This is a genomic window from Pseudomonas kermanshahensis (assembly GCF_014269205.2).
Classification (GTDB): Bacteria; Pseudomonadota; Gammaproteobacteria; order Pseudomonadales; family Pseudomonadaceae; genus Aquipseudomonas; species Aquipseudomonas kermanshahensis.
Genome location: NZ_JABWRY020000001.1, coordinates 1,293,524 through 1,319,878, shown reverse-complemented (window position 1 = coordinate 1,319,878; position 26,355 = coordinate 1,293,524). Strand labels below are relative to the sequence as shown.

The 26,355-nt window shown below is 62.3% G+C and carries 27 protein-coding genes; 7 read left to right on the top strand and 20 right to left on the bottom strand.

Annotated elements, in window-relative coordinates:
* Window positions 1-23 precede the first annotated feature (23 nt).
* Window positions 24-785 carry an RHS repeat-associated core domain-containing protein gene (locus HU764_RS06150; protein WP_225935617.1) on the bottom strand — a complete coding sequence of 254 codons (762 nt, stop codon included), beginning with the start codon at window positions 783-785 and terminating at the stop codon, window positions 24-26.
* 123 nt (window positions 786-908) lie between these two features.
* Here HU764_RS06150 and HU764_RS06145 point away from each other — a divergent pair, with 123 nt between their 5' ends.
* Complete coding sequence (locus HU764_RS06145) at window positions 909-1,730, top strand: ion transporter (protein WP_186682663.1); 822 nt, start codon at window positions 909-911, stop codon at window positions 1,728-1,730.
* A gap of 57 nt (window positions 1,731-1,787) precedes the next feature.
* Here the strand turns inward: HU764_RS06145 and HU764_RS06140 are convergent, their stop codons facing one another.
* Window positions 1,788-2,831 (bottom strand): RHS repeat-associated core domain-containing protein, encoded by a 1,044-nt coding sequence (locus HU764_RS06140; RefSeq protein ID WP_186704042.1) that lies wholly within the window; start codon window positions 2,829-2,831, stop codon window positions 1,788-1,790.
* A gap of 217 nt (window positions 2,832-3,048) precedes the next feature.
* Here HU764_RS06140 and HU764_RS06135 point away from each other — a divergent pair, with 217 nt between their 5' ends.
* The 3 genes from HU764_RS06135 (at window position 3,049) to HU764_RS06125 (ending at window position 7,471) form a co-directional block, all read left to right on the top strand.
* The gene (locus HU764_RS06135) at window positions 3,049-4,047 is read left to right on the top strand and encodes a sulfate ABC transporter substrate-binding protein (RefSeq protein ID WP_186704041.1); all 999 of its coding nucleotides are present in this window, start codon (window positions 3,049-3,051) and stop codon (window positions 4,045-4,047) included.
* A gap of 103 nt (window positions 4,048-4,150) precedes the next feature.
* Window positions 4,151-5,353: an alginate lyase family protein gene (locus tag HU764_RS06130; protein ID WP_186704040.1), complete on the top strand. Its 1,203-nt coding sequence runs from the start codon at window positions 4,151-4,153 to the stop codon at window positions 5,351-5,353.
* Between the two features lie 93 nt (window positions 5,354-5,446).
* Complete coding sequence (locus tag HU764_RS06125; protein WP_186704039.1) at window positions 5,447-7,471, top strand: mechanosensitive ion channel domain-containing protein; 2,025 nt, start codon at window positions 5,447-5,449, stop codon at window positions 7,469-7,471.
* A gap of 58 nt (window positions 7,472-7,529) precedes the next feature.
* Here HU764_RS06125 and HU764_RS06120 read toward each other — a convergent pair whose 3' ends face one another.
* Entirely contained in the window at window positions 7,530-8,456 is a 927-nt protein-coding gene (locus tag HU764_RS06120) for a class I SAM-dependent methyltransferase (protein WP_186704038.1), read from the bottom strand.
* Between the two features lie 146 nt (window positions 8,457-8,602).
* Window positions 8,603-9,499, bottom strand: a complete 897-nt coding sequence (locus HU764_RS06115) for a DMT family transporter (protein ID WP_186704037.1) — start codon at window positions 9,497-9,499, stop codon at window positions 8,603-8,605.
* 133 nt (window positions 9,500-9,632) lie between these two features.
* On the opposite strand from HU764_RS06115, the gene HU764_RS06110 reads away from it, so the two are divergent.
* The 3 genes from HU764_RS06110 (at window position 9,633) to HU764_RS06100 (ending at window position 12,819) form a co-directional block, all read left to right on the top strand.
* Window positions 9,633-10,070 (top strand): Lrp/AsnC family transcriptional regulator, encoded by a 438-nt coding sequence (locus HU764_RS06110; protein WP_027592981.1) that lies wholly within the window; start codon window positions 9,633-9,635, stop codon window positions 10,068-10,070.
* Window positions 10,071-10,541: 471 nt separating this feature from the next.
* Complete coding sequence (locus tag HU764_RS06105; RefSeq protein ID WP_085272517.1) at window positions 10,542-12,074, top strand: NCS1 family nucleobase:cation symporter-1; 1,533 nt, start codon at window positions 10,542-10,544, stop codon at window positions 12,072-12,074.
* A 16-nt stretch (window positions 12,075-12,090) separates the two neighbouring features.
* Complete coding sequence (locus HU764_RS06100; RefSeq protein WP_186704036.1) at window positions 12,091-12,819, top strand: aspartate/glutamate racemase family protein; 729 nt, start codon at window positions 12,091-12,093, stop codon at window positions 12,817-12,819.
* A gap of 115 nt (window positions 12,820-12,934) precedes the next feature.
* Here HU764_RS06100 and HU764_RS06095 read toward each other — a convergent pair whose 3' ends face one another.
* The 16 genes from HU764_RS06095 to ccmA form a co-directional block, all read right to left on the bottom strand.
* Window positions 12,935-14,128 (bottom strand): D-amino acid dehydrogenase, encoded by a 1,194-nt coding sequence (locus HU764_RS06095; protein ID WP_186704035.1) that lies wholly within the window; start codon window positions 14,126-14,128, stop codon window positions 12,935-12,937.
* Between the two features lie 45 nt (window positions 14,129-14,173).
* Window positions 14,174-14,836: a histidine phosphatase family protein gene (locus tag HU764_RS06090; protein WP_186704034.1), complete on the bottom strand. Its 663-nt coding sequence runs from the start codon at window positions 14,834-14,836 to the stop codon at window positions 14,174-14,176.
* 517 nt (window positions 14,837-15,353) lie between these two features.
* Complete coding sequence (locus HU764_RS06085; RefSeq protein ID WP_186704033.1) at window positions 15,354-15,692, bottom strand: FKBP-type peptidyl-prolyl cis-trans isomerase; 339 nt, start codon at window positions 15,690-15,692, stop codon at window positions 15,354-15,356.
* 41 nt (window positions 15,693-15,733) lie between these two features.
* A complete protein-coding gene (locus HU764_RS06080; protein WP_186682628.1) occupies window positions 15,734-16,675 on the bottom strand; it encodes an EamA family transporter in 942 nt (313 codons plus the stop codon).
* A gap of 389 nt (window positions 16,676-17,064) precedes the next feature.
* The gene (locus HU764_RS06075) at window positions 17,065-17,853 is read right to left on the bottom strand and encodes a PhzF family phenazine biosynthesis protein (protein WP_186703705.1); all 789 of its coding nucleotides are present in this window, start codon (window positions 17,851-17,853) and stop codon (window positions 17,065-17,067) included.
* 51 nt (window positions 17,854-17,904) lie between these two features.
* Window positions 17,905-18,843: a 2-hydroxyacid dehydrogenase gene (locus HU764_RS06070; RefSeq protein ID WP_186703704.1), complete on the bottom strand. Its 939-nt coding sequence runs from the start codon at window positions 18,841-18,843 to the stop codon at window positions 17,905-17,907.
* 96 nt (window positions 18,844-18,939) lie between these two features.
* The gene (locus HU764_RS06065; protein WP_186703703.1) at window positions 18,940-19,359 is read right to left on the bottom strand and encodes a hypothetical protein; all 420 of its coding nucleotides are present in this window, start codon (window positions 19,357-19,359) and stop codon (window positions 18,940-18,942) included.
* 12 nt (window positions 19,360-19,371) lie between these two features.
* On the bottom strand, window positions 19,372-20,562 hold the full coding sequence (ccmI, locus tag HU764_RS06060; RefSeq protein WP_186679686.1) for a c-type cytochrome biogenesis protein CcmI: 1,191 nt from the start codon (window positions 20,560-20,562) through the stop codon (window positions 19,372-19,374).
* Window positions 20,555-21,043, bottom strand: a complete 489-nt coding sequence (locus HU764_RS06055; protein ID WP_027592992.1) for a cytochrome c-type biogenesis protein — start codon at window positions 21,041-21,043, stop codon at window positions 20,555-20,557. The genes ccmI and HU764_RS06055 overlap by 8 nt, the downstream gene beginning before the upstream one ends.
* Window positions 21,040-21,576: a DsbE family thiol:disulfide interchange protein gene (locus HU764_RS06050; RefSeq protein WP_186679682.1), complete on the bottom strand. Its 537-nt coding sequence runs from the start codon at window positions 21,574-21,576 to the stop codon at window positions 21,040-21,042. Before HU764_RS06050 ends, HU764_RS06055 begins: the two co-directional genes overlap by 4 nt.
* Window positions 21,573-23,546, bottom strand: coding sequence for a heme lyase CcmF/NrfE family subunit (locus HU764_RS06045; RefSeq protein ID WP_177323878.1), 1,974 nt, complete (start codon window positions 23,544-23,546; stop codon window positions 21,573-21,575). The genes HU764_RS06050 and HU764_RS06045 overlap by 4 nt, the downstream gene beginning before the upstream one ends.
* Before the next feature lie 11 nt (window positions 23,547-23,557).
* Window positions 23,558-24,013 (bottom strand): cytochrome c maturation protein CcmE, encoded by a 456-nt coding sequence (gene ccmE / locus HU764_RS06040; RefSeq protein ID WP_027592995.1) that lies wholly within the window; start codon window positions 24,011-24,013, stop codon window positions 23,558-23,560.
* A complete protein-coding gene (gene ccmD, locus HU764_RS06035; protein ID WP_099428656.1) occupies window positions 24,010-24,186 on the bottom strand; it encodes a heme exporter protein CcmD in 177 nt (58 codons plus the stop codon). Before ccmD ends, ccmE begins: the two co-directional genes overlap by 4 nt.
* The gene (locus HU764_RS06030; RefSeq protein WP_186703702.1) at window positions 24,183-24,950 is read right to left on the bottom strand and encodes a heme ABC transporter permease; all 768 of its coding nucleotides are present in this window, start codon (window positions 24,948-24,950) and stop codon (window positions 24,183-24,185) included. Before HU764_RS06030 ends, ccmD begins: the two co-directional genes overlap by 4 nt.
* A 46-nt stretch (window positions 24,951-24,996) precedes the next feature.
* Window positions 24,997-25,674: a heme exporter protein CcmB gene (ccmB, locus tag HU764_RS06025; RefSeq protein WP_371097214.1), complete on the bottom strand. Its 678-nt coding sequence runs from the start codon at window positions 25,672-25,674 to the stop codon at window positions 24,997-24,999.
* Window positions 25,662-26,294, bottom strand: a complete 633-nt coding sequence (gene ccmA / locus HU764_RS06020) for a cytochrome c biogenesis heme-transporting ATPase CcmA (RefSeq protein WP_027592999.1) — start codon at window positions 26,292-26,294, stop codon at window positions 25,662-25,664. Before ccmA ends, ccmB begins: the two co-directional genes overlap by 13 nt.
* Window positions 26,295-26,355 lie beyond the last annotated feature (61 nt).

Genomic DNA, 26,355 nt, shown 5'->3' with positions numbered 1-26,355 from the left:
GGACGCTGTCAGCCTATTGTGCCCTACCAATGACCAAAGGATGCCAGCACCTGAATATCTATTTCCCGGCGTGCTTCCTGCTCCCTGATAAGCGCCATGCCGTACTCGATATCTGCAATCTGAGTGCCCTGGGCCCGCTGATGATTGGGAATCATCTGGTCCCGAGTCATCGGCTTAGTGCCAGGCCTGTGTTCCCAGTGCCAATAGTTCTGCCAATACTCTCCAAGCTCATCAATAGTTGGCCCTTGTGACTGTACGCCTGCTGCCGCCCCTACGGGACGTACCTTCACAGGCGCACCACTGAAGCCTCCGGTAAAGCCAGGACCGCTATATTCAACGACTTCACGCGAAACAGTGCTCGCAAGTTGATACTTGCCGGGACCTTTTTTGAACTCCGGGGAAATTCGATCATTAGTCGCTTTTACAGGCCTGTGCACCGCCACTCGCTCTGCCCCCCCCGGCGAGCGCTTTGAAACGCCTGCTCCACCAGTCGGGTCTAAGCGATTGACCGGATCACCTTGGCAATAGGAATAAGTATTGACCCCCCCCTTACCGAACGGGCTCAACACATCCGGGCTGAAAAAACGCATAAGTGCAGGGCAATACAACCGATGCCCATTGCCCAGTGCATAGCCTTGCAGCAGCTCGTCCTTCCACTCACCATTGAACCCCAACGCAGCGCCCGACACCTTTCGCAAGTAGCCATAAGCGGTATATGCCAGCGCCCGCCCTGCCAAGCCCCGTAGTTCAGTTGCCCCTTTCATGACCGTCTCACACTCGCCCATGCCTGACGCCATTCTGCGGCCAACACTCACATCCCTGAAACTGGCATTTTTGCCAGTTCAGCCTGTTGCAGCCTCGGACACTGACCTTTTAGGCTTGTTGCTTACGTATCCGGATCACAAGCCATGCAAACCCCGCAATCAATACGCGAGCGGCTCTTCGTCATCGTCTTCCAGACCGACACCGTAGCCGGCCGCCGCTTCGACAAGATCCTGCTGCTGATCATCCTGGCCAGCTTGGTCACCGTCATCCTCGACAGCATCGACGAAATACACCAAGGCTACGCCGGCCTGCTCGCTGCCATCGAGTGGGGCTTCACCGCGATCTTCCTGGCCGAATACCTCACGCGCCTGTACTGCTCGCCCAAGCCCCTGCGCTACGCCTTCAGCTTCTACGGCCTGGTCGACCTGCTGGCGATCGTCCCCGGGGTCATCGCCCTCTATTACAGCGACGCGCAATACCTGCTGATCATCCGGGTCATCCGCATGCTGCGGATCTTCCGCGTGCTCAAGCTTGGCCAGTACCTTAAGCAGGCCAACTACCTGATGGCCGCGCTGCGGGGCAGCAAGCAGAAGATCATCGTGTTCCTGGTCACTGTCTCGACCCTGGTGACCGTGTTCGGCACCTTGATGTACGTGATCGAAGGGCCGGAGCACGGCTTTACCAGCATTCCCAAAGGCATCTATTGGGCCATTGTCACCCTGACCACGGTGGGCTTTGGCGATATCGTGCCGAAGACGCCGCTGGGGCAGGTGCTGTCGTCACTGGTGATGATCACCGGTTATTCGATCATTGCGGTGCCGACCGGGATCTTCACGGCAGAGTTGGCCAATGCGATGCGGGGGGAACAGCTGCAGCATGATTGCCCGACATGCAGTAAGAGATCCCACGAACACAGCGCCGCCTTCTGTTCGCGGTGTGGCAATGCGTTGTTTCCAAAGCAATGAGCTCTAGGTGACGAAGGGCGGCAAGTCACTTCGCTCAAGCGGCCATGACCATTGAGTTCACTTTTTTCGCCGTAATTTGTCTCGGAGGCGCACTAGAAAACTCATCTGCGGCTCACGCGACGAGCCAGAGGCGGGTACCTGCGGATGAATCGGCGCTTGCGACGAGCCAGAGGCGGGTAGCTGCGGATGAATCGGCGCTTGCGACGTTTCAACAGCTCCTCGTTCACTCAAGTAAATGTCGTGGGATTGCACCACAAGACCATGTTCAGTCATAACTGCTTTGCGAGGATTGACCGTCTTGAGCTCAAAACCTTTCTCTAACATATCCCGTTGGTGAGTTTTCACGAGGGGCATCAGGTCGATATCGGAGGAGCCTTGATAACTGAAACGCTCATCAATGAATACTGTCCTATCCGCACTGACATACATTGTTCGATCGCTATAGTCGAAGTCAGTCAAGCGGATTTGCGCCTCACCATTAACCATCTTGACGCGAAAATCTGTCAGTTTTTTTGTGTCCGGGTTGAAGAGTGCGCCCGTGACTCGTCGATTTGGATCCCCCGTCAAGAACTCGGAAATACCTGGAAAGTTTTTCAGTATTACGCCGTTGTGACCGGAGGGATCGTGCTTATTGACAGGATCCCCCCCACAATAGCTGTATCCATTCAACCCACCAGCATGAAACGGGCTCAGCACATCCGATGACAGAAAGCGCATCAAGGCTGGGCTAAAAAATCGCCTCCCGCGCCCCAGTGGGTAACAGCCAGTCATTGGATCCAGGTACTCACCATTGAGTCCTGGAAGCGCTCCCTGCCCGAACGGTGCTCTGAAACCGTAAGAGGTATAGGAAAGATGTTTGTCGCCCTCCCTACCCTGTGTTCCCGTCACAGTCCCTGCGTGATTCGTGCGCAACAACATCGGGGGGGAGCACGTTACCAGCCGAGCGATGAGCAGTGCATTCCCACTCATCAATCGATGATGGTCACCGTCGATCAACACACTGCAAAGTCGATCTCCCTGACCAAAGAAACGTGATCGGTTACGCTCTTTCAACGGCTTCTGACTGGAGGACATAGCGACATGCTCATCTTGTATTTTCACGCAGTTAAACTTACTTCGTGGAGGCCTTGCCACTGTCACATTTGACAGTTGACTCATGTCCTTGGCCCGTCATAAACGAAAACCTATTGAGCATTGGTCAGCTGCCCTAACTTCACAGCATAAACAAAGCGTTTTTTGTTCTTTATCCGTCTGTCAGTCACCCGCTATAGTCGACGGCTAATCGCCAACCTTTGAGTCAGAACAAGGAACGCTCCCAGTGAAAAAACTCTTCACCGCCTCGCTGCTCGTCGCAGGCCTGGCCCTCGGCAACCTCGCCCAAGCCGCCCCGACCCTGCTCAACGTCTCCTACGACGTGATGCGCGACTTCTACAAGGACTACAACCCGGCCTTCCAGAAACACTGGGAAGCCGAGCACAACGAGAAGGTCAATGTGCAGATGTCCTTCGGCGGCTCGAGCAAGCAAGCGCGCGCGGTGATCGACGGCCTGCCGGCCGATGTCATCACCATGAACATGGCCACCGACATCAACGCCCTGGTCGACAACGGCAAGTTGGTGCCAGACAACTGGGTCACCCGCCTGCCGAACAACAGCGCGCCGTTCACCTCGGCCACCGTGTTCATCGTGCGCAAAGGCAACCCCAAGGCACTGAAAGACTGGCCCGACCTGCTCAAGGATGGCGTGCAAGTGATCGTGCCCAACCCGAAAACCTCGGGTAACGGCCGTTACACCTACCTCTCGGCGTGGGGCTATGTGCTCAAGCAAGGCGGTGACGAGACCAAGGCCCGCGACTTCGTCGGCAAGCTGTTCAAACAGGCGCCCGTGCTGGATACCGGTGGCCGCGCCGCAACCACCACCTTCATGACCAACCAGATCGGCGACGTGCTGGTGACCTTCGAAAACGAAGCCGAAATGATCGCCCGCGAATTCGGCCGCGACCAGTTCGAAGTGGTCTACCCAAGTGTGTCCGCCGAAGCTGAGCCACCGGTAAGCGTGGTCGACAAGGTGGTGGCGAAAAAAGGTACCCAGGCCGTGGCCGAGGAATACCTGAAGTACCTGTGGTCGCCAGCGGCACAGGAAATCGCCGCCAACAACTACCTGCGCCCACGTGATCCGGCGGTGTTGGCCAAGTACACCGACCGTTTCCCGAAAGTCGACTTCCTGTCGGTGGAAAAAACCTTTGGTGACTGGCGTACCGTGCAAAAGACCCACTTCAACGACGGTGGTGTGTTCGACCAGATCTACAGCGGGCAGTAACTTACAAACACAGTCCTCGCCGTACGGCTACTGATAGTTCTAGCAGTAGCCGTACTTCAGAAACTTGGCAGCATGGGCCTCATGACTCAATGAGGCACTCACCATGCGTAAATTCCTTTTAATCTCCGCCCTCACCCTTGCAGGCCTCAGCACGGCCAATTCTGCAAACTCCCAAAGCCTTTCGCCGACTGTCGGTCTGCCACTGAACCACCCTGGCATCCTGGTTGACACCGCACTTTTGAATCTCGTCAAAGCCCGATTAGACACGCAGCCTTGGAAGGATGCCTTTGCGCAAGCCAAGCACAGTAAATGGGCCGCTGAGGACTACAAGGCCACCCCCTTCGCCAAGGTTGAATGCGGCTCGGGCTCCACTAACCCACGCGTTGGCTGCTTTGAAGAAATGGATGACGCAGCGGCGACGTACACACAGGCGTTGCTGTGGTCGTATACCGGTAATCCTCAATATGCCGCGAACGTCAGAAGCATTCTGCTGGCGTGGGCAACGACGCTGACGGGCGGACATCAGGCAAGTAATGGCCCATTGCAAGCTGCCTGGACCGCCGCACTCTTTACCCGGGGCCTTGAAATCGTCGATGAAGGCTACACCGGTTGGTTGCCGGATGAACGGGCGAAGGTTAAGAAAATGCTCACAGAGCAGCACCTCCCCACTATCAGGCAGATGTTCATCTCTGGCTCGCTGTGCCATAACAAGAACTGGCATGCCACCGCGATTGAGGCAATGGCCAATATCGGTATCGTCACGGATGACCGCGCGTTATTCGACGAAGCCATCGGGCGTTGGCATCAACTCGTACCTGCTTATATTTATGACGAGCAAAACGATAACAGGCCGCCCAATGCACCGTGGTGCAGGCTCGATGACGATCGCATCAAGGCCCACTGGCACTTTCCCACCCACTACGTGAAGGGCCTTAGCCAAGAAACCTGCCGTGACCTCGCCCACACTTCAATGGGCTTGGCAGCCATCATCAATGTCGCAGAAACCGCCAGGCTGCAGGGCGTCGATTTGTATAGCAAAGAGCAGCAACGCATCGTCGCAGCGCTGGAACTGCATAGCGCGCAGATGAATGGCCACATCCCGCAGCCGCTCTGCGAAGGGCCTATCCGCGAGAACATCAGCGGCACCTTCGAAATTGCCTACAACCATTACGCACTGCGCAAAGGGGTCAACCTGCCCGAGACGCAAACATTTCTGGCAAAAAAACGCCCACAAGTGGGCGCGTTTCACCTGCGCTGGGAAACGCTCACCCATGGGCTGACGGGCTCGCTGCAAGGCAATCGCTGACCCCAGCACACGCACATCGAACTTTCGCACCGCTGAACGGCTCAGTTTCTGGAGTAACCCTGCCCCGCTCATCCCGGCCCAAGGAGTACTCCAGTGCTGCGCTACCTCACCACCCTGCTGCTCGGCTGCCTGCTGAGCACCCACCTGCTGGCGGCCGACCCCGCCCCCACCGACGCACAACCTGCCGAACCGGAGCCGGTACTTCAGGGCGGCCTGCTCGGTGCCTTGGCCGACGGCCTGGACAGTGCCGCCCAGGAGCTTGACCTGGATGCCCACTTGGTCGACGCCTGGCGCCTGCGCACTGACCGTGCAGCCAAGGAAGTGGAACGCCTGGTCGATCGCCATTCGGCCAGTGACTCGCTCACCCTGGCAGGTAACTTCATCCTGCTGACATTCACTTGGGCCGCGGCCTTCGCAGCGCTCACCACCCTTGGCCGCTGGGGCGCCACGCGCAGCGCCCGCACGGCATGGTTGCGCGAACGCCCACGTGCCAGCAGCCTGCTCGGCTACCTGCTGCCCTATACGCTTCCCGCCCTGACCAGCTTGCCGCTGACCTTGTATGTCAGCCGCTTTCTCGACCCATCGATCGCCCGCGCCCTGGGCCTGAGCCTGGCGTACGCCACCAGCAGCGGCCTGTTCTCTACCTCGATCATCCTGTGCCTGGTCACCCTGTTCGACGCGGGCCACAAACGTTCGGCCGTGGCAGTGATCAAACGCCTGGCACCGCGTCCGCTGTTCCTGATCGGCTTCCTGGCCGCCTGGAGCGATGCGCTGACCAGCCCGCAGATCGCCCGCCAGTTAGGCGGCAACATCACCGCCAGCATCGCGGTACTCACCGGCCTCACCGCCACGGTCATCTTTGCCAGCCTGGTGATTCGCCTGCGCCGCCCGGTTGCTCACCTGATCCGCAACCGCGCCTTCAAGGACCGCCTGCAACACCGGGCGGTGCAGGAAACCCTGCGCATCTTCTCGGTAGTGTGGTATTTGCCGATCCTGCTGATGATTCTGGTCTCGGCCATTCACCTGATCGGCGCTGGCGAAGAAAGCCAGAAGGCGCTGCAAAAAGCCTTGCTGACCACGGTGCTGCTGGTGTCCACGGTGTTTCTCAGTACTTTGCTGCAACACCTGTTGGCGCCCCGCGAAGCCGATGCTGGGCAACGGGTACGGCCTTACAAGGAACTGCTGCGCAGCCTGGCCCACGCGCTGCTGCGCATTGCCATGGCGGTGGCCTTCATCGAACTGCTGGGGCGTATCTGGGGCGTCTCGGTCATCGGCTTCGCCCTGAGCAACCGCCTGGGCCAGGCCATCAGCAATTCGCTGTCGAGCATCGGCCTGATCCTGCTGGTCACCTGGCTGCTCTGGGTGGTGCTCGACACCGCTATCCAGGAAGCACTCAAACCAGCGCCCGGGCGCCGTACCGCGCGCCAGCCGAGCACGCGGGTGCGGACCATCCTGCCCATGCTGCGCAATGCCATCAAAGTGGTGCTGATCGTCATCTGCACCATCACCACCATGGCCAACCTGGGCATCAACGTCGCGCCGCTGCTGGCCGGTGCCGGGGTGATCGGCCTGGCCATCGGCTTTGGCTCGCAGCAACTGGTGCAGGACGTGATCACCGGGCTGTTCATCCTGATCGAAGACACCATCTCGATCGGCGACTGGGTGGTGCTCGACTCTGGCCACGCCGGCACTGTCGAAAGCCTGACCATCCGTACCCTGCGCCTGCGCGACGGCAAGGGGTTTGTGCACTCGGTGCCGTTTGGCCAGATCAAGGCGGTCACCAACCAGTCGCGGCAGTTCGCCTATGCGTTTTTCTCGGTGCAATTCACCTACGACAGCGATGTGGACCAGTCGCTGGCGCTGATCCATGAGGTGGGGCAGTCAATCAGCGACGACCCGCTGCTGCGCATCAACCTGCAGGGGCCGTTGCAGGTATTCGGGGTCGACCGCATGGACTTGAACGGGTTTGTGCTGACGGCGCAGTTCCGCACCATTTCCGGTGGGCAGTATGCGGTGAGCCGCGCGTTCAACGAGCGGCTGAAGAAGCGGGTGGACCAGACGGAGCAGGTGAGCTTTGCCCAGGTGTATCCGCTGCCTATGCGTGGAGTTTCAGCGTGATGCAGGCTTCACCGGCCCTTTCGCGGGCTTGCCCGCGAAGGGGCCAGCAAAGCAAGCCTCAAACCTGCCGGAATACCAAGGCTTTAAGGCCCCCAGCCGGATCCGCATCAGGAAACTCCGGCGGGTTCTCCAGTCGCTCGACAAAAGCCAACGCCGGCGCCTGCTCGGCCATGCCTTCGATCAAAAACTCTGGCCCGATCCCCGGGTCGTTCACACAGGCCAGCACGGTCCCGCCCTCACTCAGCAGCTCCGGCAACCGCCGCAGAATCTTCGCGTAATCCTGGGTCAGCACAAAGCTGCCCTTCTGGAAGGTGGGCGGGTCGATGATGATCAAGTCATAGGGCCCGTACTTGCGCACCTTGCCCCAGGACTTGAACAGCTCATGCCCCAAGTACGCCACCCGTGACGCATCGTGGCCATTGAGCCGGTGGTTGTCTCGCCCACGGGACAACGCCGACTTGGCCATGTCCAGGTTCACTACCTGCTCCGCCCCACCCGCAATGGCCGCTACCGAGAAACCGCAGGTATAGGCAAACAGGTTGAGCACCCGCTTGCCTGCTGCCTGTTCGCGTACCCAGCGTCGGCCATAGCGCATGTCCAGGAACAGGCCATTGTTCTGACGTACGCCCAGGTCCAGCAGGTAAGTCAGGCCGTCCTCGACGACCTCCCGCTGCTGGCACGGCTCGCCCCACAGCCATTGGCCGGGGCTGTCCGGCAGGTAGCGATGCTGGATGAGGATGGCCTGGCCATGCCATTGCGGGCGCTGGGCGAGGTTACGCAGCATGGCCTCCAACTCTTCCAATTGGCCTTCAGGCGGCTCACGGAACAGCGCCACCGACAGCACGCCTTGCAGCCAGTCCACCGTCACCTGCTCAAGGCCCGGCCAGCAGCGGCCACGGCCGTGGAACAGGCGACGGGTTTCCTGTGGGGCGGGGTCGAGGGCGGCGAGCAGGTGTTGCTCAAGGGTCTGGATCGGCGAGGTCATGGCGGGTCGCAAGCTGGAAAAAGCGGCATTCTACCCTTGCGGGCCTCTTCGCGGGTAAACCCGCTCCCACCCGTACTGCACCGCTTCGAAGGACAGCACGATACCTGTGGGAGCGGGTTACCCGCGAAGAGGCCCGCAAGGTCACCTCAATGTTTGGCTGCAACCCGCGCAGAACTAAACCACCATCCCTGCTGCATCCCCGCCGCTGCCAGCAGAATCAGTGCCACGCCCAGCCATTGCAACGGTGCCAGCCGGTGCCCAAAGGCCACCCAGTCGACAAGAATTGCCGCAATCGGGTAAACGAACGACAGCGCGCCAGTCAGTGCGGTAGGCAAGCGCTGAATAGCGCTGTACAGCAACACATACATCACACCGGTATGAACGATGCCGAGGGTCACCAGGCTGGCCAGCGCCGAAGTCTCACCCGGCAACCCACCCAGCTTGACCCACGGTGCCAGCAGCAGCACGCCGGTGGCAACCTGGATCAATGCAATCAGGTGCGGTGGCGTACCTTTAAGGCGCTTGATGATCAACGCAGCGATTGCATACAAAAACGCCGCGCCCAGCGCCAGGCCAATACCCAGCAGGTAATCCTCGCCACTGCCCTGCCCCGCACCGTGGGCGCTGACGATAGCCAGCATGCCCAGGAAGGCAACGCTCAACCAGGTGACCTTGGGCAAGGTGATCTTTTCGCCCAGAAACACAGCCGCCAGGCCCACCAGCATGAACGGTTGGACGTTGTAAACGGCGGTGCCGATGGCGATCGAAGCGCGTGAATAAGAGGCAAACAGCAACACCCAGTTGCCGACGATGGCCACACCGCTAGCAATCGCCAGCAGAAACGCCGTGCGGCCGATCACACCCGGTTTGAGAAAGCCCAAGGCCGCGCAGATCACCAGCAACGTGCCCGTACCGAACACGCACCGCCAGAACACCACGTCGAGTACTGGCTGGCCCGACACCAGCACGAACCAGCCGATAGTCCCGGAAATCAGCATGGCAGCGACCATTTCCAGCGAGCCACGGCGCAATGAACTGTCCATCTCACACCTCCGTTGATAATGGCAACAGTATGCAAAGGGTGACGGGGGACCTTCCAGCGGATATCAAAGGCGCATCCGCCAGCTTGCCTTTACTATCAAGGCAAATCACCCGAATAGCCTGATGAGGTTACGCATGACCGATGCTATCGACCAACTGCTGATCAACGCGTTGATGGAAGACTCGCGGCGCTCACTCAAGGCCCTGGCGCAGATCAGTGGCTTGTCTGCCCCCAGCGTCAGCGAGCGCTTGCGCCGCCTGGAAGAACGCGGCGTCTTGCGCGGTTACACCGTGGATGTCGACCCACGCAGTTTTGGTTACCAGTTGCAGGCGATCGTGCGTATCCGCCCGCTGCCGGGGCAGTTGCAGGAAGTGGAGCGGCAGATCATTGCGATCCCTGAATTCACCGAATGCGACAAGGTGACCGGCGAGGACTGCTTCATTGCGCGTTTGCATGTGCGCTCGATGGAACAGCTTGACACCCTGCTCGACCGGATCAATGTGCTGGCCGAAACCAACACCGCGATCATCAAGAAGAGCCCGGTGAAGCGACGCCTGCCGCCGATGGGCTGAACCTACCTCTAAGTGGTCGGCATAGGCAAAAGCTGACTATTTTTTGTACACATAAATGTCACTATAGGTGCCATTTTTGTGTGCACTTTTCTCAACCGTGCCCCAATACGTTACACCCTCCACGCTACTTATTTTGACCAATTGATCAACTAATAAAACGATCAAAAAATAAAAGCTGTTTAATTGGTCAAATTTTATTTCCTTAATTTCATTTAGTTAGCGTTAAAAAAGACGATTTCAAAACAATGGCAACTTGAACGTCGCTTTTCGGCTGGCATGGAACTCGCTTTTGTGTGTTCGTGTTTTGTATACAAGTTAGGCAAAACATAAATACACAAGAACCCGCGACGCCGCCCTACCCGTCGGCCGCCGCGCCCAGAACCCAGTGATGCCGACGCTGCACCGACGAGATGGCGAGCCCGTGCGCATTGCCCGCTCATCGCAGTCCACGTGCATCAGGAGCCTGCCGGAATGCGTACAAGCCTCGACCTTGCCCCTGAACTTTCCGTCGCCAGCAGCAACCCCATCTCCACACTTGCCGGCCCTGCGCCAGCACTTGAACTGAGCCCACGCCTGCATAACCGCGACCTCGCCCCAACACGCGCCGAAGGTCGGCGCTGGGGCGGTTACAGCATCTTTGCGTTATGGACCAACGATGTGCACAACATCGCCAACTACTCGTTCGCCATGGGGCTGTTTGCCCTCGGGCTGGGCGGCTGGCAGATACTGGTGTCGCTGGCCATTGGTGCGGCGCTGGTGTACTTCTTCATGAACCTGTCCGGTTACATGGGGCAAAAGACCGGCGTACCGTTTCCGGTCATCAGCCGCATTGCCTTCGGTATCCATGGCGCGCAAATACCGGCGTTGATCCGCGCGGTCATTGCCATTGCCTGGTTCGGCATCCAAACCTACCTGGCCTCGGTCGTGCTGCGCGTGCTGCTGACCGCCGTATGGCCGCAACTGGCCGTCCACGACCAGGACAGCATCCTTGGCCTGTCGAGCCTGGGCTGGGTCTGCTTCGTGGCGATCTGGCTGGTGCAGTTGGTGATCCTCGCCTACGGCATGGAGATGGTACGCCGCTACGAGGCCTTCGCCGGCCCGGTGATCCTGCTCACCGTCGCCAGCCTGGCGGTGTTCATGTACTTCAAGGCCGACGCGCGTATCGCCTGGTCGGTGGCGGCGCCGCTGACCGGTTACGAGATGTGGCGCAACATCTTCGCGGGCGGTGCCCTGTGGTTGGCGATCTACGGCACCCTGGTGCTCAACTTCTGCGACTTCGCCCGCTCTTCGCCCTGCCGCAAGACCATCCGCGTCGGTAACTTCTGGGGCTTGCCGGTGAATATCCTGGTGTTCGCGATGATCACCGTGGTGCTGTGCGGCGCGCAGTTCCAGATCAACGGCCAGATCATCGACAGCCCGACGCAGATCGTCGCCAGCATCCCCAACACCCCCTTCCTGGTCCTGGGTTGCCTGGCCTTCCTGATCGTCACGGTGGCCGTGAATATCATGGCCAACTTCGTCGCCCCAGCCTTCGTGCTCAGCAACCTGGCGCCACGCCACCTGAACTTCCGTCGCGCGGGGCTGATCAGCGCCACCCTCGCGGTGTTGATCCTGCCCTGGAACCTGTACAACAGCCCGCTGGTGATCGTGTACTTCCTGTCGGGCCTGGGCGCCCTGCTCGGCCCGCTGTACGGGGTGATCATGGCCGACTACTGGTTGCTGCGCAAAGGCTGCATCAACGTGCCGCAGCTGTACAGCGAAGACCCGGCCGGCGCCTATCACTACACCAAGGGCATCAACCTGCGCGCCGTGGCCGCCTTCGTGCCGGCCGCACTGCTGGCCATCGTGCTCGCCCTGGTACCCAACTTCCATAGCGTGGCGCCGTTCTCCTGGCTGATCGGTGCCGGCATCGCCGCGGCCCTTTACCTGCTGATCGCGCCACGCAACCGCCACTACCTGGATGTCAGCGGTGAGTGCATCGCCGTTGACCACAGCAGCCACTGATCAGGGAGAACTGTCCATGCGTATTCTGATTGCCAACGTCAACACCACCGAAGCCATCACCGAGGCCATCGCCGAGCAGGCGCGCGCCGTTGCAGCATCAGGTACCGAAATCATCGGCCTGACCCCGTGGTTTGGCGCCGAGTCGGTGGAGGGCAACTTTGAAAGCTACCTGGCGGCCATCGCGGTGATGGACCGGGTGCTGGCCTACGATGGGCCCTACGATGCAGTGATTCAGGCCGGCTACGGTGAGCACGGCCGCGAAGGCCTGCAAGAGCTGCTGAACGTCCCCGTGGTGGACATCACCGATGCCGCCGCCAGCACGGCCATGTACCTGGGCCACGCCTACTCGGTGGTGACCACCCTGGACCGCACCGTGCCCTTGATCGAAGACCGCTTGCGGCTTTCCGGCTTGTACGACCGCTGCGCGTCGGTGCGCGCCAGTGGCCTGGCCGTGCTCGAACTGGAGGCCGACCCGCAGCGTGCCGTGGAAGCCATCGTCGAGCAGGCCGAGCGCGCTGTGCGCGACGACAAGGCCGAGGTGATCTGCCTGGGTTGCGGAGGCATGGCGGGGCTGGATGAGCAGATCCGTCAACGCACCGGCGTGCCGGTGGTGGACGGTGTAAGTGCGGCGGTGACCATTGCCGAGTCGCTGGTGCGGATGGGGTTGAGTACGTCGAAGGTGCGGACCTACGCCACACCGAGGGTGAAGAAAGTGGTGGGCTGGCCGATGCGCTTCGGGCGTTAACGCTACTTCGTGTTTACCGACCTCTTCGCGGCTAAAGTCGCACAGGTTCAGCGCTGTGTTCAGGCACTGCGCGGCCCCTGTAGGAGCGGGTTCACCCGCGAAGAGGCCGGTACACTCAGCGCAATATCCTGGCCAACCGCTCCCCACTGCCACAGGCCAACGTAAAACCCAGTGCCCCATGCCCCAGGTTCAGCCACAGGTTCCGATACGCCGTCGCCCCAATGATCGGCACCCCGGTAGGCGTCGCTGGCCGCATCCCCGCCCATTCCACCGCCTGCCCGTAGTCGGCGGCGTTGGGCAGCGTATCCAGCGCCAGCCGGCGCATGCTGTCGAGTCGGCGCGCATCCACCGATTCATCGTAACCGACGATATCCACCATCGCCGCAACCCGCAGCTGGCGGTCCAGGCGCGCATAGACGATCTTGCGCTCGTAGTCGGTAACACTGACCTCCGGCGCCCGATGCTCAGGGGCAATCGGCGCAGTCAGGCTGTAGCCCTTCAGCGGATAGACCGGCAACTTCAAACCCGGTAGCGCCAACCCCGCACTGCGATGACCCGCACACAGCACCAGGCGCTGCACATCCACCTGCTCGCTGCCCAATTGCAACGCAACCACCCGATCGTGATGTGCGACCAGCTGAGTCACTGGCTTACCGAGCAAAAACTGGCACTGCCCGGATGCGCGCAAACGCTCGGCCAGGCGTACACAGAAGCGGTGACAGTCGGCGACTTCCTCATCAGGTGTGAGCACGCCCCCCACGAACGGCCCCCCGGCCAAGGCCGGCTCCAGGGCTTTGAGCTCGGCGGCATCGAGCACGCGTTGGTTGATTGGATCGAGCAGGCGCCTGCGCCCTTGGTTGAACGCCCGCTCACTGCGAAAGGCGACCAGCTTGCCGTTACGCCGCCAGGCAAAATCCGTCAGCCCATCCTCCTCGCGCCAGCGCGCCAGGGCGGCTTGGCTTTCCAGCGCCAACGCCAGCAGTTGTGCGCCATTGCGAGCATTGACACGGCTGCGACAGGCCATCATGAACGCCAGTAACCAACGCCACTGCGCCGGGTCGAATCGCAACCGCAAACGCAGCGGCGAATCCCCCTGCAGCATCCAGCCCAGTGCCTGCCACGGCACACCGGCATCGGCCAATGGCGCCACATAGCGGTATGACAACTGCCCGCCATTGGCGAAACTGGTGGCAGACGCCAGGCTGTCACGCGCCTCGATCAGCGCTACCGACAGCCCTTCGCGCACCAGCGCATAGGCCGTCGCCAGGCCAATGACACCCCCTCCAATGACCGTCACCTCGTGCTTCATGCGTGGCCCCTGTTTCGGCTTCCTTGCCCACACAGTAGCAGCGCATCAGCTCGGACAGCTATGGGCACCGTCATTGAGGCCCTGCCGCACATTGCGGCTGAGCAGGCTGGCCTTGCCGTCGTGCCAGGTCAGCGTGAGCACATACAGGGTGTCGAAATCGTCACCGTTCCAGTCCTCGGTGATCACCCGCTCCTCACCCAGCGCCTTGCCGGCCACGGTATTGATGAGTTCTGGCAGGTAGCCGTGGGACCAAGCGGTGTAGACCGTCGCGTTGCGGTATTTGTCGCTTAGCAACTCCTCGGCCAGTGCGTCGGTGTCGTTGGCACCGTAGTCGATGTTCACCGGCAGCCCCTGGCGGATGGCGCTGGGGGTGATGGTCATCAATGGGCGGATATAGCTGTAGCTCTGGTCCTTGCTGCCTTCCTCGACATGCCGCGATGGGTTGGCGGCGAACACGTAGTCGGCATTGCCAAAACGTTCTGGCAGCAACGTGGCCAGGTCCAATGCCCGGTTGAGGCCTTGGCAGTTCAGTTGCCCGAGCCCCTCGCCCGGTTTCTCGGCGTGGCGCAGGAAGACCAGGGTCTGGGTGCCATCGACCGGCTGCGCACGGCTTTCGACAGCATCCAACGCCAGCGGTATGGCCACAGCCGTGAGCGCGAGGCTCAACAGCAAGTGGCGACGATGGCGGAGAAAGGTTGGCAACTTCATCAAGGCAGGCTCTTGTGGCAGAGAAAATCGGGTTGACCCGCCACGTTGCCCTGCGCCGCAGCCGCAGGGCGTCCTTGTAGTGAGTGCCATCCCTGGCAACGAGTGAGGGTCAGAGTGCCGTCAACCCGTTTGGTTCCTCCCTGAGCGTGATTGCCGTTCCCTAGGCAAGGCCAACGTTAGAGGATGTGTGTTGCTGAATTATGTATACCCTGTATGTATGGCGTGAATGATCTGGCGCCTACGAGACCGACCGCCGCCCGCGCGGCGCTTCGCAGCACAAGGCTGCTCCTACATCGGTTTCAGGCCAATTAGTCCTGTGAGATTGGCGCGCGGCCCCTTTGTGCCCGTCTCAATATCGAGTCGGACAAACAAGGCGGTCGCGCGCTAGGGTGCAAGCGTGACTGGCCCGAAACAAATGTAGGAGCAGCCTTGTGCTGCGAAGCGCCGCGCGGGCGGCGCTCGATCTCGTAGGCACTGCAAACCTCAAGGCATACACCCGCAAAAACTCATCAATATCTCAATCATCCCGCGTCAGCACTTCCAGCAGCTCGATCTCAAACGTCAAATCCGAATTCGGCGGTATCGCCCCCACACTGCGCTCGCCATACCCCAGGTGCGCCGGCACCTGCAGTTTGCGTTTGCCGCCGACGCGCATGCCCATCAAGCCTTGGTCCCACCCTTTGATCACGCGCCCCGTGCCGATCACGCACTGGAAGGGTATGCCGCGCGACCAGGATGAATCGAACGTGCTGCCGTCGGCCAGCCAGCCGGTGTACTGGGTGGTGATCAGGGCGCCTTTGACGGCGGCTTTACCGTCGCCTTCGACGAGGTCGATGATCTGCAGTTCGCTGCTCATGGGCATGCTCCAACGCTGAAAAAATCAAAGCCGCCCTTTTCTCAGGTATGCACCGGTTTGGCAAGTTCTCGCGGCGTTCCGTGCTGGCGCATGGACCACAGCACGCCGCCAATCACCAGAATGATCGCTGCCGCCTCTAGCACGCTCGGCCCGGTCTGCCGCCAAAGGAAAGCGTAAAGCAGGGCGAACAAGGTTTCGAAGACGATCAGTTGGCCGCTCAGGGTGAGTGGCAGGCGTTTGGAGGCAGCGTTCCACAGCGCCATGGCCAACCACGAACCCAGCACCGCGCAGCCCAGGCTGGCCGCCCAGAACAACCACCAGCGCGCCATCGGCGCGTCCACCTGCAACTGTTGCGGCTGCCACAGGGCCAGGGCTGCGACCATCACCAGGCTGGCCAGCCCGGTCATTACCCCACACAGCACCGACCACTGATGGCTGTCGAAATGCCCGCATTGTTTGAGGTAACGGCTGTTCTGTACCGCGTACCAAGTCCAGCAGGCCAGGGCGGCCAATGCGTAGAACAGGCCCAGGAGCTTGTCGCCGATGTCGCCGGGGGCGAAGGCGAACGTCTGCAGGTTGATGCACAGCATGCCCGCCAGGATCAGCGCCAATGGGCCGATCAGCCGCGCCAGCGGTACCGCGCCACTGTCGTTGCGACCGTACAGGGTGATGGTCAGCGGCAGTACGCCGACAATCAGCGAAGCCGGCGCCACGCCCAGACGCTGGATGGCGGCCACCAGGAAAACGAAATAGACCAGGTTGCCGATGACGGCCAGGCGTAGCAGCATCCACGCGTCGTGCAGGGTCAGCTGACGCAGCTGCCGGGCCATGGGCAGTGCCAGCAGCAACGAGATGACCCCGACCATGGCATAGCGCACGCTGCTCAGCAGCATCGGGTTGAACTCAGGCAGCAGCTCAGGGACCATCAACACCATGCCCCACAACGCACCGGCCATGCCGGCGTACATCACACCGCGTCTCACGTCTGCGATCCTCGTTTGAATTGGGCGCAGGCTACTGGTTGTGCGGGGGGGAGGCAATGATTTGGGGATGGGGTGGGGTTGCGGGGGCATGTCTTGGGGTTTGCAGCGCCTGGGAGATCGAGCGCCGCCCGCGCGGCGCTTCGCAGCACAAGGCTGCTCCTACATTTGTTTCGGGCCAATTAGTCCTGGGGCATTGGCGCGCGGCCCCTTGGCGCACACCATGATATCGCGTCGGACCAACAAGGCGGTCGCGCGCCGCCCCCACAGGCGTGACTGGCCCGAAACAGATGTGGGAGCAGCCTTGTGCTGCGAAGCGCCGCGCGGGCGGCGCTCGATCTCACAGGCGCTGCAAACCCCAAGGCATGCACCTCAGCCACCAAAAACATCCCTCAGATAAACACCTGCCCCCGCAGATACAACGCCGCCCGCCCGCTGATAATCACCCGCCCATTGCCCAGCACCTCGCACAGCAGCTGCCCCTTGCGCACCCCACCCTGCTCGCAGCTCAGCACATTCTTGCCCAACCGTTCGGCCCACAACGGCGCCAGCGAAGTGTGCGCCGAGCCCGTTACCGGGTCCTCGTTCACGCCCACCCGCGGGCCGAACCACCGGGTGACAAAATCAAACCCGCGCCCCGCCGCAGTCACGGCGACCCCGCGCACTTCAAAGGCCGACAGGGCCACAAAATCGGGTTTCAACGGGTCCAGCAACGACGCGTCATCGATCACCACCACCAAGTCATCGCTGCGGTACACCGCTCGCGCACTGCTCAGGCCCAGCGCCTCCAACAGGCCCGCTGGGGCCTCCACCGCTTCCGGCTGCTTGGCCGGGAAGTCCATCGCTAGCAGCCCGTCGGCGCCACGGCTGACACGCAACTCGCCACTGCGGGTATTGAACCGCAACACGGGCGCCTGCTCGCCCAACTGCTCGAACAACACATAAGCCGAGGCCAAGGTGGCATGGCCGCACAGGTCGACCTCGACCGTCGGGGTGAACCAACGCAGGTCGTATGCCTCACCGTTGCGCACGAAATAGGCGGTTTCGGACAGGTTGTTCTCTTCGGCGATGCGTTGCAGCACATCGTCCGGCAGCCAGCTGTCCAGCGGGATGACTGCTGCCGGGTTGCCACCGAAAGGCTCAGCGGAAAACGCATCGACCTGGAAGATCTCGAGTTGCATGCACACACTCCTTGTTGGCCGGGACGCTGCCGGGCTCATGGGTGAAAAGAGTCAGTTTCGTACCGGGGTCAGCACCGGCTCACCGGCAAAGAACGCCTGCAGATTGCGCACTACCAACGCCACCGTGTCGCGCGCGGCCTCCGGCGACTGGCCCGCCACATGGGGCGTCAGCACCGTGTTGCCGAGCGCCTTGAGGGCATCGGGCACTGCCGGCTCGTCGTCGAACACGTCCAGGGCGGCACCGGCAAGCTGGCCGCCCGCCAGCGCCACCACCATGGCCTGGGTGTCCACCACGCTGGCACGGGCGATGTTGACCAAGTAGCCCTCGGCGCCGAGGGCTTTGAGCACCGGTGCATCGACCAAGTGACGGGTAGCGGCGCCGCCTGGCGTGGCCACGACCAGAATGTCGACGGCATCGGCCAGGTGCAGCGGGCTGTCGTACCAGGTGTACGGCACATCCGGGCGCGGCGTACGGCTGTGGTAGCTGATGCTCATGTCGAAGCCGAGGTTGGCGCGCTTGGCGATCGCCAGCCCCACCGCGCCCAGGCCGAGAATGCCCAGGCGCTTGCCACTCACCGAGGGGCTGATCACACGGTTCCACTCGCCACGGCGGGTACTGGCATCGGCACGGGGAATGTCACGCAGCAGCGCGAGCACCATTGCCAGGGCATGGTCGGCGACCGCGGCGGCATTGGCCCCGGCACCGTTGGTCACCGTGATACCGCGCGCGGCGGCGGCGGCCAGGTCGACCTGCTCGTAGCCGGCGCCGATCACGCAGATGATCTGCAAGTGGGGCAGCGCCTCGATTTCTGCGGCAGTCAGGCCCAATGGGCCCCGGGTGAGCACGGCATCGATTTCGCGGGCATGGCGCTGGATGGCTTCGGTACGCAGTTGCGGCGACGGTGCGCGGATCAGCCGATAACCCGCCTGCTCCAGCAGGGGCAGGTAATCGTCGACGGTTTCCACCAACACCAGGACTGTCTTGCTCATGCCACCTCCGCGTCTGATCGAAGGGGCATTATGCGTATTCAGCGGGCGGTACAGTCAATCGATAAATTAGCAGAAAACTGTACTGTACCGGGCAATTTACTGGGCGAACGCCCGCCCAAGCCCACCGGGTACACCGCTGCTGTCGGTGTCCTGCCATGGGCCATCGGGGCTCAGTGACCAGCTCCAGCCCCCGTCGTAGCGGTAGTAGGTGCGCTGGCGGTAGAAGGTGTTGGGTTTTTTCTCCAGCACGTACACGCCCAGCTTAGGGTCCCAATGGCTGGAACCGCCCGGTGGCGGTGCAAAGCTGGCAGACGTGCGGGGCATCGGCTTGGGTGTCGCTGCGGGTTTGCTCGGTTGGGTCGAAGGCTGCCCGCCTGGCAACGGCTTGACCACTGGCCCCTGGTGCGGCGGTAGCCGCTCGATCGGTGGCGCGGGCTGCTCGTAAGGTTCACGCACCGTACACGCGGACAAACCCAGGGCCAGGGTGATCAGGGTCAGGCGGACGGTGCTGTGCATGGCAATGCTCTCTTACGGGTCTGGGCTGTCGATGGTCAAGTGTTGCGTGGCCTGGGTGGCAGTGGCCAGTGGCGAACCCTGGCCGATCCACTCGCCATGGGTGGGTTGGCCAGAACGCGACACACGGGCAACAAGTTGGACTTCAGTAAAGTCCGACAGTTTCATCTGCGGCATCATCGCGTCGGCATCAGACAACTCCACCTCGATCGGCAACTGCGCCACGGTCACCCGCTTCGCTGCCACCGGCATGGGCGGGCCATTACTGGCACGGGCGAAAATGAACACCGTGTCGTCGGGCTTGACCTTGTCTTTGAGCGCCGCTGCCAGCTCCACACGCACCTTCAGCCGGGCAGCCACGGGTGTGACGGTTTGGCCAGGCTCACCGCCCAGGCGCTCGGCAGCCCGGTCGATACCGCCTTGCAAGGCGGCGCGCGAAGCATCGCCTTCAGGCAGTTGCGCCAGCAGGCGTTTCCAGTAGTCGATGGCTTCCTGGTAACGCTCACCCTCGAATGCAGCAATGCCGCGCAGGCCCAGGCTGGTCACTTCGTTCGGGTCAGCCTTGAGGGCTTCATCGGTCAACGCCTGCAGTTGCGGGTTCCACTGTTTGTCAGCGGCAAAGTACTGCGCTTGGGCCCATTGCCCCAGCAACTCGGGCTGACGGCCCGCCAGGGCCACGGCACGTTCGAAGGTACGCGCCGCATCGCCCGGACGCTGTTCGGCCATGTAGGCACGCCCAAGGAAATACAGGGCTTCGGCGGAATCCGGCTGGGCCTTCACCACACGCTCAAGGCGCGTGGTCATCTCTTCCATGGTCTTGGGCGCCTGGGCAAATTCCTGGGTCAGCTCGACTTTGTCCGCCGCACCAAAGTGCAGGTACAGCCCCAACGCCATCAGCGGCACCAGCACCGCCGCCAACAGCGGCAGCGCTTTGCCCAGATGGCCTTGGCGCGCGGCCTCGCCACCTTCGGTGTCAGCCAGCAGTTCACGGGCTGCTTCGTCACGGCCTTTGGCCAATTGCACGTCATCGAGCACGCCAGCGGCTTGCTGCGCAGCCAGTTCGGCCACGCGCTCCTGGTACAGGGCGACGTTCAGGGCGGTGCGGTCTTCCTCTTGCTGACGGCGACGGCCACGCAGGATCGGGATCAGCAGAAAGCTGAGGGCAGCGAGCAGCAGCAGGCCCGCGCTAAGCCAGAATTCAATCATGGGTCTGTTCTTTTTCCAGCAGTTTGGCGAGACGCTCGCGTTCGTCGACGGACAACTCATGCGCACCTTGGGCCGCTGCACCGCGGCGGCGGCGAACGATCACCAGCAGCACCACGAAACCACCGGCCAGCAGGATCCCCGGGCCGAACCACAGCAGCCAGGTGCGCCCGCTGAGCGCGGGCTTGTAGCGCACGAAGTCACCGTAGCGGTCGACCATGAAGTCGACGATCTGCTCGTTGTTCTTGCCTTCGCCCAGCATGCGGAAGATTTCGCGGCGCAGGTCGGCGGCAATCGGCGCGTTGGAGTCGGCGATGTCCTGGTTCTGGCACTTCGGGCAGCGCAGCTCCTTGGTCAGTTGCTGATACCGCTCACGCTCGGCGTCATCGCGGAACTGGTAGGTATCGATGGCCGCCCTGGCCACGCCCGCCACGCCCAGGCCCAGGGCCAAACCCAGTACGGCTGCTGCCAGCCCGCGCTTCATGGCTTGGCCTCATCGACCAGGCCCTGGTACAGCGGCGCCAGCTGTTCGCGCCAGACGCTGGCATCGACAATGCCCACGTGCTTGTAGCGGATGATGCCCTTGGCGTCGATCAGGAAGGTTTCCGGCGCGCCATACACGCCCAGGTCCAGGCCCAGGGTGCCCTGCTCGTCGCGGATATCCAGCTGGTAGGGGTTGTGGAACTCGGCAAGCCACTTCAGCGCCGCGCCATTGTCATCCTTGTAGTTGACCCCGTGGATCACCACGCCCTGCTCGGCCAGCTGGTTCAGGTACGGGTGCTCGACCTTGCACGAAGGGCACCAGGTCCCCCACACGTTGACCAACGCCGGGCGGCCCAACAGGTCGGCCTGGGTCAGGTTGCGATCACCTTGCACCGAGGCCAGGGAAAATACCGGGAAGGGCTTGCCGATCATCGCCGAAGGCAGTTCGTCGGGTTTGAGGAACAAGCCTTTGTAGAGGAAAACCGCCACCAGCAGAAACACCGCCAGTGGCACCACCATGATCCAACGCTTCATGCAGCTGCTCCAGACACGCCCAGGACATCACGCACCCGGGTCTTGACCTTGACGCGGTAACGCCGGTCGAGGGCCGCCAGCAACCCGCCCAGGCCGGTCAGCAGACCGCCCAGCCAGATCCAGCGGACATAAGGCTTGATATGCACACGCACCGCCCAAGCGCCGTTTTCCAACGGCTCGCCCAGGGCTACGTACAGGTCGCGGGTGAAGCCGGCGTCGATGCCGGCTTCGGTCATCATCGACTGCTGCACGGTGTACAGCCGCTTCTCAGGGTGCAGCGTGGTCACTTCGCGACCGTCGCGAGACACCACCACGGTGCCCTTGTCGGAAATGAAGTTCGGCCCCTCGAAGTGCTTGGCACCCTGGAACAGGAAGTGATAGCCGCCAAGCTCGACGCTTTCGCCCGGCGCCATGCGCAGGTCGCGTTCGGCACTGTTGTTGCTCGACAACACCACGCCCAGTGCGCACACCGCCAGGCCCAGATGCGCCAGCTGCATGCCCCAGTAGCTGCGGGTAAGGCCACCCATGCCTTTGGCCAGGCCCTTGTGGCGGGTCTTGTCGAGCACATCACGCAACCCGCTGAGTACGACCCAGGCCGCCAGGGCAAAGGCCGTCAGCGTTGGCCAGTCGAAGTCGTCGACGATGAAGCCCGCGACCGGGGCGAGCACTGCGCTGCCGATCAGAACCGGGGTCATCATGCTTGCCAGCCATTTGCCGGGCGTGTCCTTCCAGCGCACCACCACGCCCACCCCAAGCACCACCATCAACAGTGCCATCAGCGGCAGGAACAACGCATCGAAGTAAGGCGGGCCGACCGACAGCTTGGCCCCGGTCAGGGCATCAAGTACCAGGGGGTACAGCGTGCCCAGCAGGATCATCGAGGCCGCCACCACCAGCACCAGATTATTGGCCAACAGCAGCGTTTCGCGCGACCACAGGGCAAAGCCGACCTGGCTTTTTACCACCGGCGCACGCAGGGCGAACAGGGTGAGCGAGCCACCCACCACGAACAGCAGGAAGATCAGGATGAACACGCCGCGTGACGGGTCAGCGGCAAAGGCATGCACCGAGGTCAACACCCCGGAACGGACCAGGAAGGTGCCCAACAGGCTCAACGAGAAGGCAGCAATGGCCAGCAGCACGGTCCAGCTCTTGAACACGCCACGCTTCTCGGTCACCGCCAGCGAGTGGATCAATGCCGTGCCCACCAGCCAAGGCATGAACGAGGCGTTTTCCACCGGGTCCCAGAACCACCAGCCGCCCCAACCCAGCTCGTAGTAAGCCCACCACGAGCCCAGGGTGATGCCCACGCCAAGGAAGGCCCAGGCGACGATGGTCCACGGCCGCGACCAGCGTGCCCAGGCGGCATCAAGGCGCCCGCCAAGCAAGGCGGCGATGGCGAAGGCAAAGGCCACCGAGAAGCCCACGTAGCCCATGTACAGCATCGGCGGGTGGACGATCAGGCCGATGTCCTGCAGCAACGGGTTGAGGTCACGGCCATCGGTCGGCACTTGCGGCAGCAGGCGCTGGAACGGGTTGGAGGTGATGATCAAAAAGCTCAGGAAGCCCACGCTGATCATGCCCATCACCGCCAGCACACGGGCCAGCATCACTTGCGGCAGCTGGCGCGAGAACACCGACACGGCGAAGGTCCAGCCGCCCAGGATCAACGCCCACAGCAGCAACGACCCCTCGTGCGCGCCCCACACGGCACTGAACTTGAAGTACCACGGCAAAGCGCTGTTGGAGTTGCTGGCGACGTAGGCGACCGAGAAGTTGTCCGTCATGAAGGCATGGGTGAGGCAAGCAAAAGCAAAGGTCAGGAAGGCGAATTGCCCCCAGGCCGCCGGGCGTGCCAGGCTCATCCACAGGCTGTCGCCGCGCCAGGCGCCGAGCAGCGGCACACTGGCCTGCACGGCGGCGAAGCAGATGGCCAGGATCATCGCCAACTGGCCGAGTTCGGGTATCACCAGTGCCGCGTTCATGGTTTGGCCCCCGCGCCGGCGGCGGCTTGGCCGCTTTCTTTCAGGGCCTTGGTGACCTCGGGCGGCATGTATTTTTCGTCGTGCTTGGCCAGCACTTCATCGGCCACCACCACGCCCTCGGCATTGAGCTTGCCCAGGGCAACGATGCCCTGCCCTTCGCGGAACAGGTCGGGGAGGATGCCGCGGTAGGTGATCGGCACCGACTTGTTGAAGTCGGTGACCACGAAGCGCACGTCGAGCGAGTCGGCCGAACGCTGCACCGAGCCTTTTTCGACCATGCCACCGGCACGGATACGGGTATCCTGCGGCGCCTCGCCGTTGGCGATCTGAGTGGGGGTGTAGAACAGGTTGATGTTCTGCTGCAAGGCGCTCAGGGCAAAGCCGACGGCAACCCCGACACCGACCAACAGGCCGACGATGAGCAACAGGCGTTTCTTGCGCTGCGGATTCACTGGTTGTTCTCCCGGCGCAAACGGCGCGCCTCTTCTTGCAGGTAGCGACGGCGGGCCAGCAGCGGCGCGGCGACATTCAGCGCCAGCACCGCCAGGCAGATGCCATAGGCCGTCCACACGTACAGGCCATGGTGGCCCATGGCGAGAAAATCACCGAACGAGGCAAAACTCATCGTGCGGCCCTCCGCCCCAGGCTGTTCAATACTTCCTCCTTGACCCAACTGGCGCGTGCCTCACGCTTGAGCACTTCAAGGCGCATGCGCATCAACAGCACCACGCCGAAGAAACAGTAGAAACCCAGCGCCGTGCACAGCAGCGGCAACCACATTTCGGCAGGCATCGCGGGTTTTTCGGTCAGGGTGAACGTGGCGCCCTGGTGCAGGGTGTTCCACCACTCCACCGAGTACTTGATGATTGGGATGTTGATCACACCGACAATCGCCAGCACCGCACAGGCCTTGGCCGCGCTGTCACGATTACTGATTGCCTGGCCCAGCGCAATGATGCCGAAGTACAGGAACAGCAGAATCAACATCGACGTAAGGCGGGCATCCCACACCCACCAGCTGCCCCAGGTCGGCTTGCCCCAGATGGCACCGGTGACCAGCGCCACGGCGGTCATCCAGGCGCCGATCGGCGCTGCGCACTGCAGGGCGACGTCGGCCAGTTTCATCTTCCACACCAGCCCCACCACCCCGGCCACCGCCAGCAGCACGTAGCAGGACTGCGCCAGTATCGCCGCCGGCACATGGATGTAGATGATGCGGAAACTGTTGCCCTGCTGGTAGTCCTGGGGCGCGAATGCCAGGCCCCAGGTGATGCCCACCAGCAGCAGCGCAAGGGAGGCAATGGCCAGCCACGGCAACAGACGGCCGCTGATGGCATAGAACCATTTGGGGGAACCGAGCTTGTGGAACCACGTCCAACTCATTTTCATCAGGGTACATCCAGGGTATTAGCCAGGCTTGAGAGCCCAGGACTCGTTATTCGCCGACGCTGATCTTCAGGCCGGCCGCTATCGCAAAGGGTGCCAGTGTCACCGCCAGGGCCGTGAGGCTGGCAAGCCAGAGCAGATGGCCGGTGGCTGGCATATTCTGCAACGCCGCCTGCAACGCACCACTGCCCAGGATCAATACAGGGATATACAACGGCAGAATCAGCAATGCCAGCAGCAGACCACCGCGTTTAAGACCGACCGTCAGCGCCGCCCCCACCGCGCCCAACAGGCTCAGCACGGGCGTACCCAGCAGCAACGAGGCGAGCAGCACAGGCAGGCAATGGCTCGGCAGCCCCAGCATCAGTGCCAACAGTGGCGCCAACAATACCAGCGCCAGGCCGGAAAAGATCCAGTGCGCCAGCACCTTGGCCAATACCAGGAGCGCCAGCGGATGCGGCGACAGCACCCATTGCTCCAAAGAGCCATCCTCGAAATCGCTGCGGAACAGGCCGTCCAGCGACAGCAGCACGGCCAGCAAGGCCGCCACCCACACCAGGCCCGGCGACAAGGTTTGCAACAATTGGCTCTCAGGGCCGACCGCCAGCGGGAACAGGGCCACGACGATGGCGAAGAACACCAGCGGGTTGGCCAGCTCGGCTGGGCGACGGAACAACAGGCGCGCTTCGCGGCGCAACAACAGGATGAATACGCTCATGCCGCCCATTGCCCCAGGTTCAGTTCACGGTAGCCCGACGGTTTGCGTTCGAGGCTGTGGTGGGTGGTCAGCACCACGGTGCCGCCCTGCTCGCAATGCGCCGCCAGGTGCGCTTCGAGCTGCGCCACGCCTTGTTTGTCGAGGGCAGTGAACGGCTCGTCGAGAATCCACAAAGGGGGGCTTTCGAGGTACAACCGGGCCAGGGCCACACGGCGCTGCTGGCCGGCGGACAATGTATGGCAAGGCACGTCTTCGAAACCGCGCAGGCCGACCGCCGCCAACGCCGCCCAGATCGCCTCGGCGCTGGCCGGTTGGTGCAAAGCACAGAGCCAGGTGAGGTTCTCCTCGGCGGTGAGCAGGTCCTTGATCCCCGCAGCATGGCCAATCCACAGCAGGATGCTGGCCAGGGCATGGCGCTGTTCGGCCAACGGCTGGCCGCCGAGCAGAATCTGCCCGGCAGTCGGCTGCATCAACCCGGCCAGCAGGCGCAACAAGCTCGTCTTGCCGCTGCCGTTGGGGCCACTGATCTGCAGCATGTCGCCGGGCCGCAGCTCGAAATCCAGGTGCTCGAACAGCAGGCGCCAGTCGCGCTCGCAGGCCAGGCCCGCGGCTTGGAGGTGAAGGGTCACGGTTTCGCCTTATCTGTGTAGGGTTCAAGACCAGTCGCCGATCTTGAACCCAGTGCCTCAA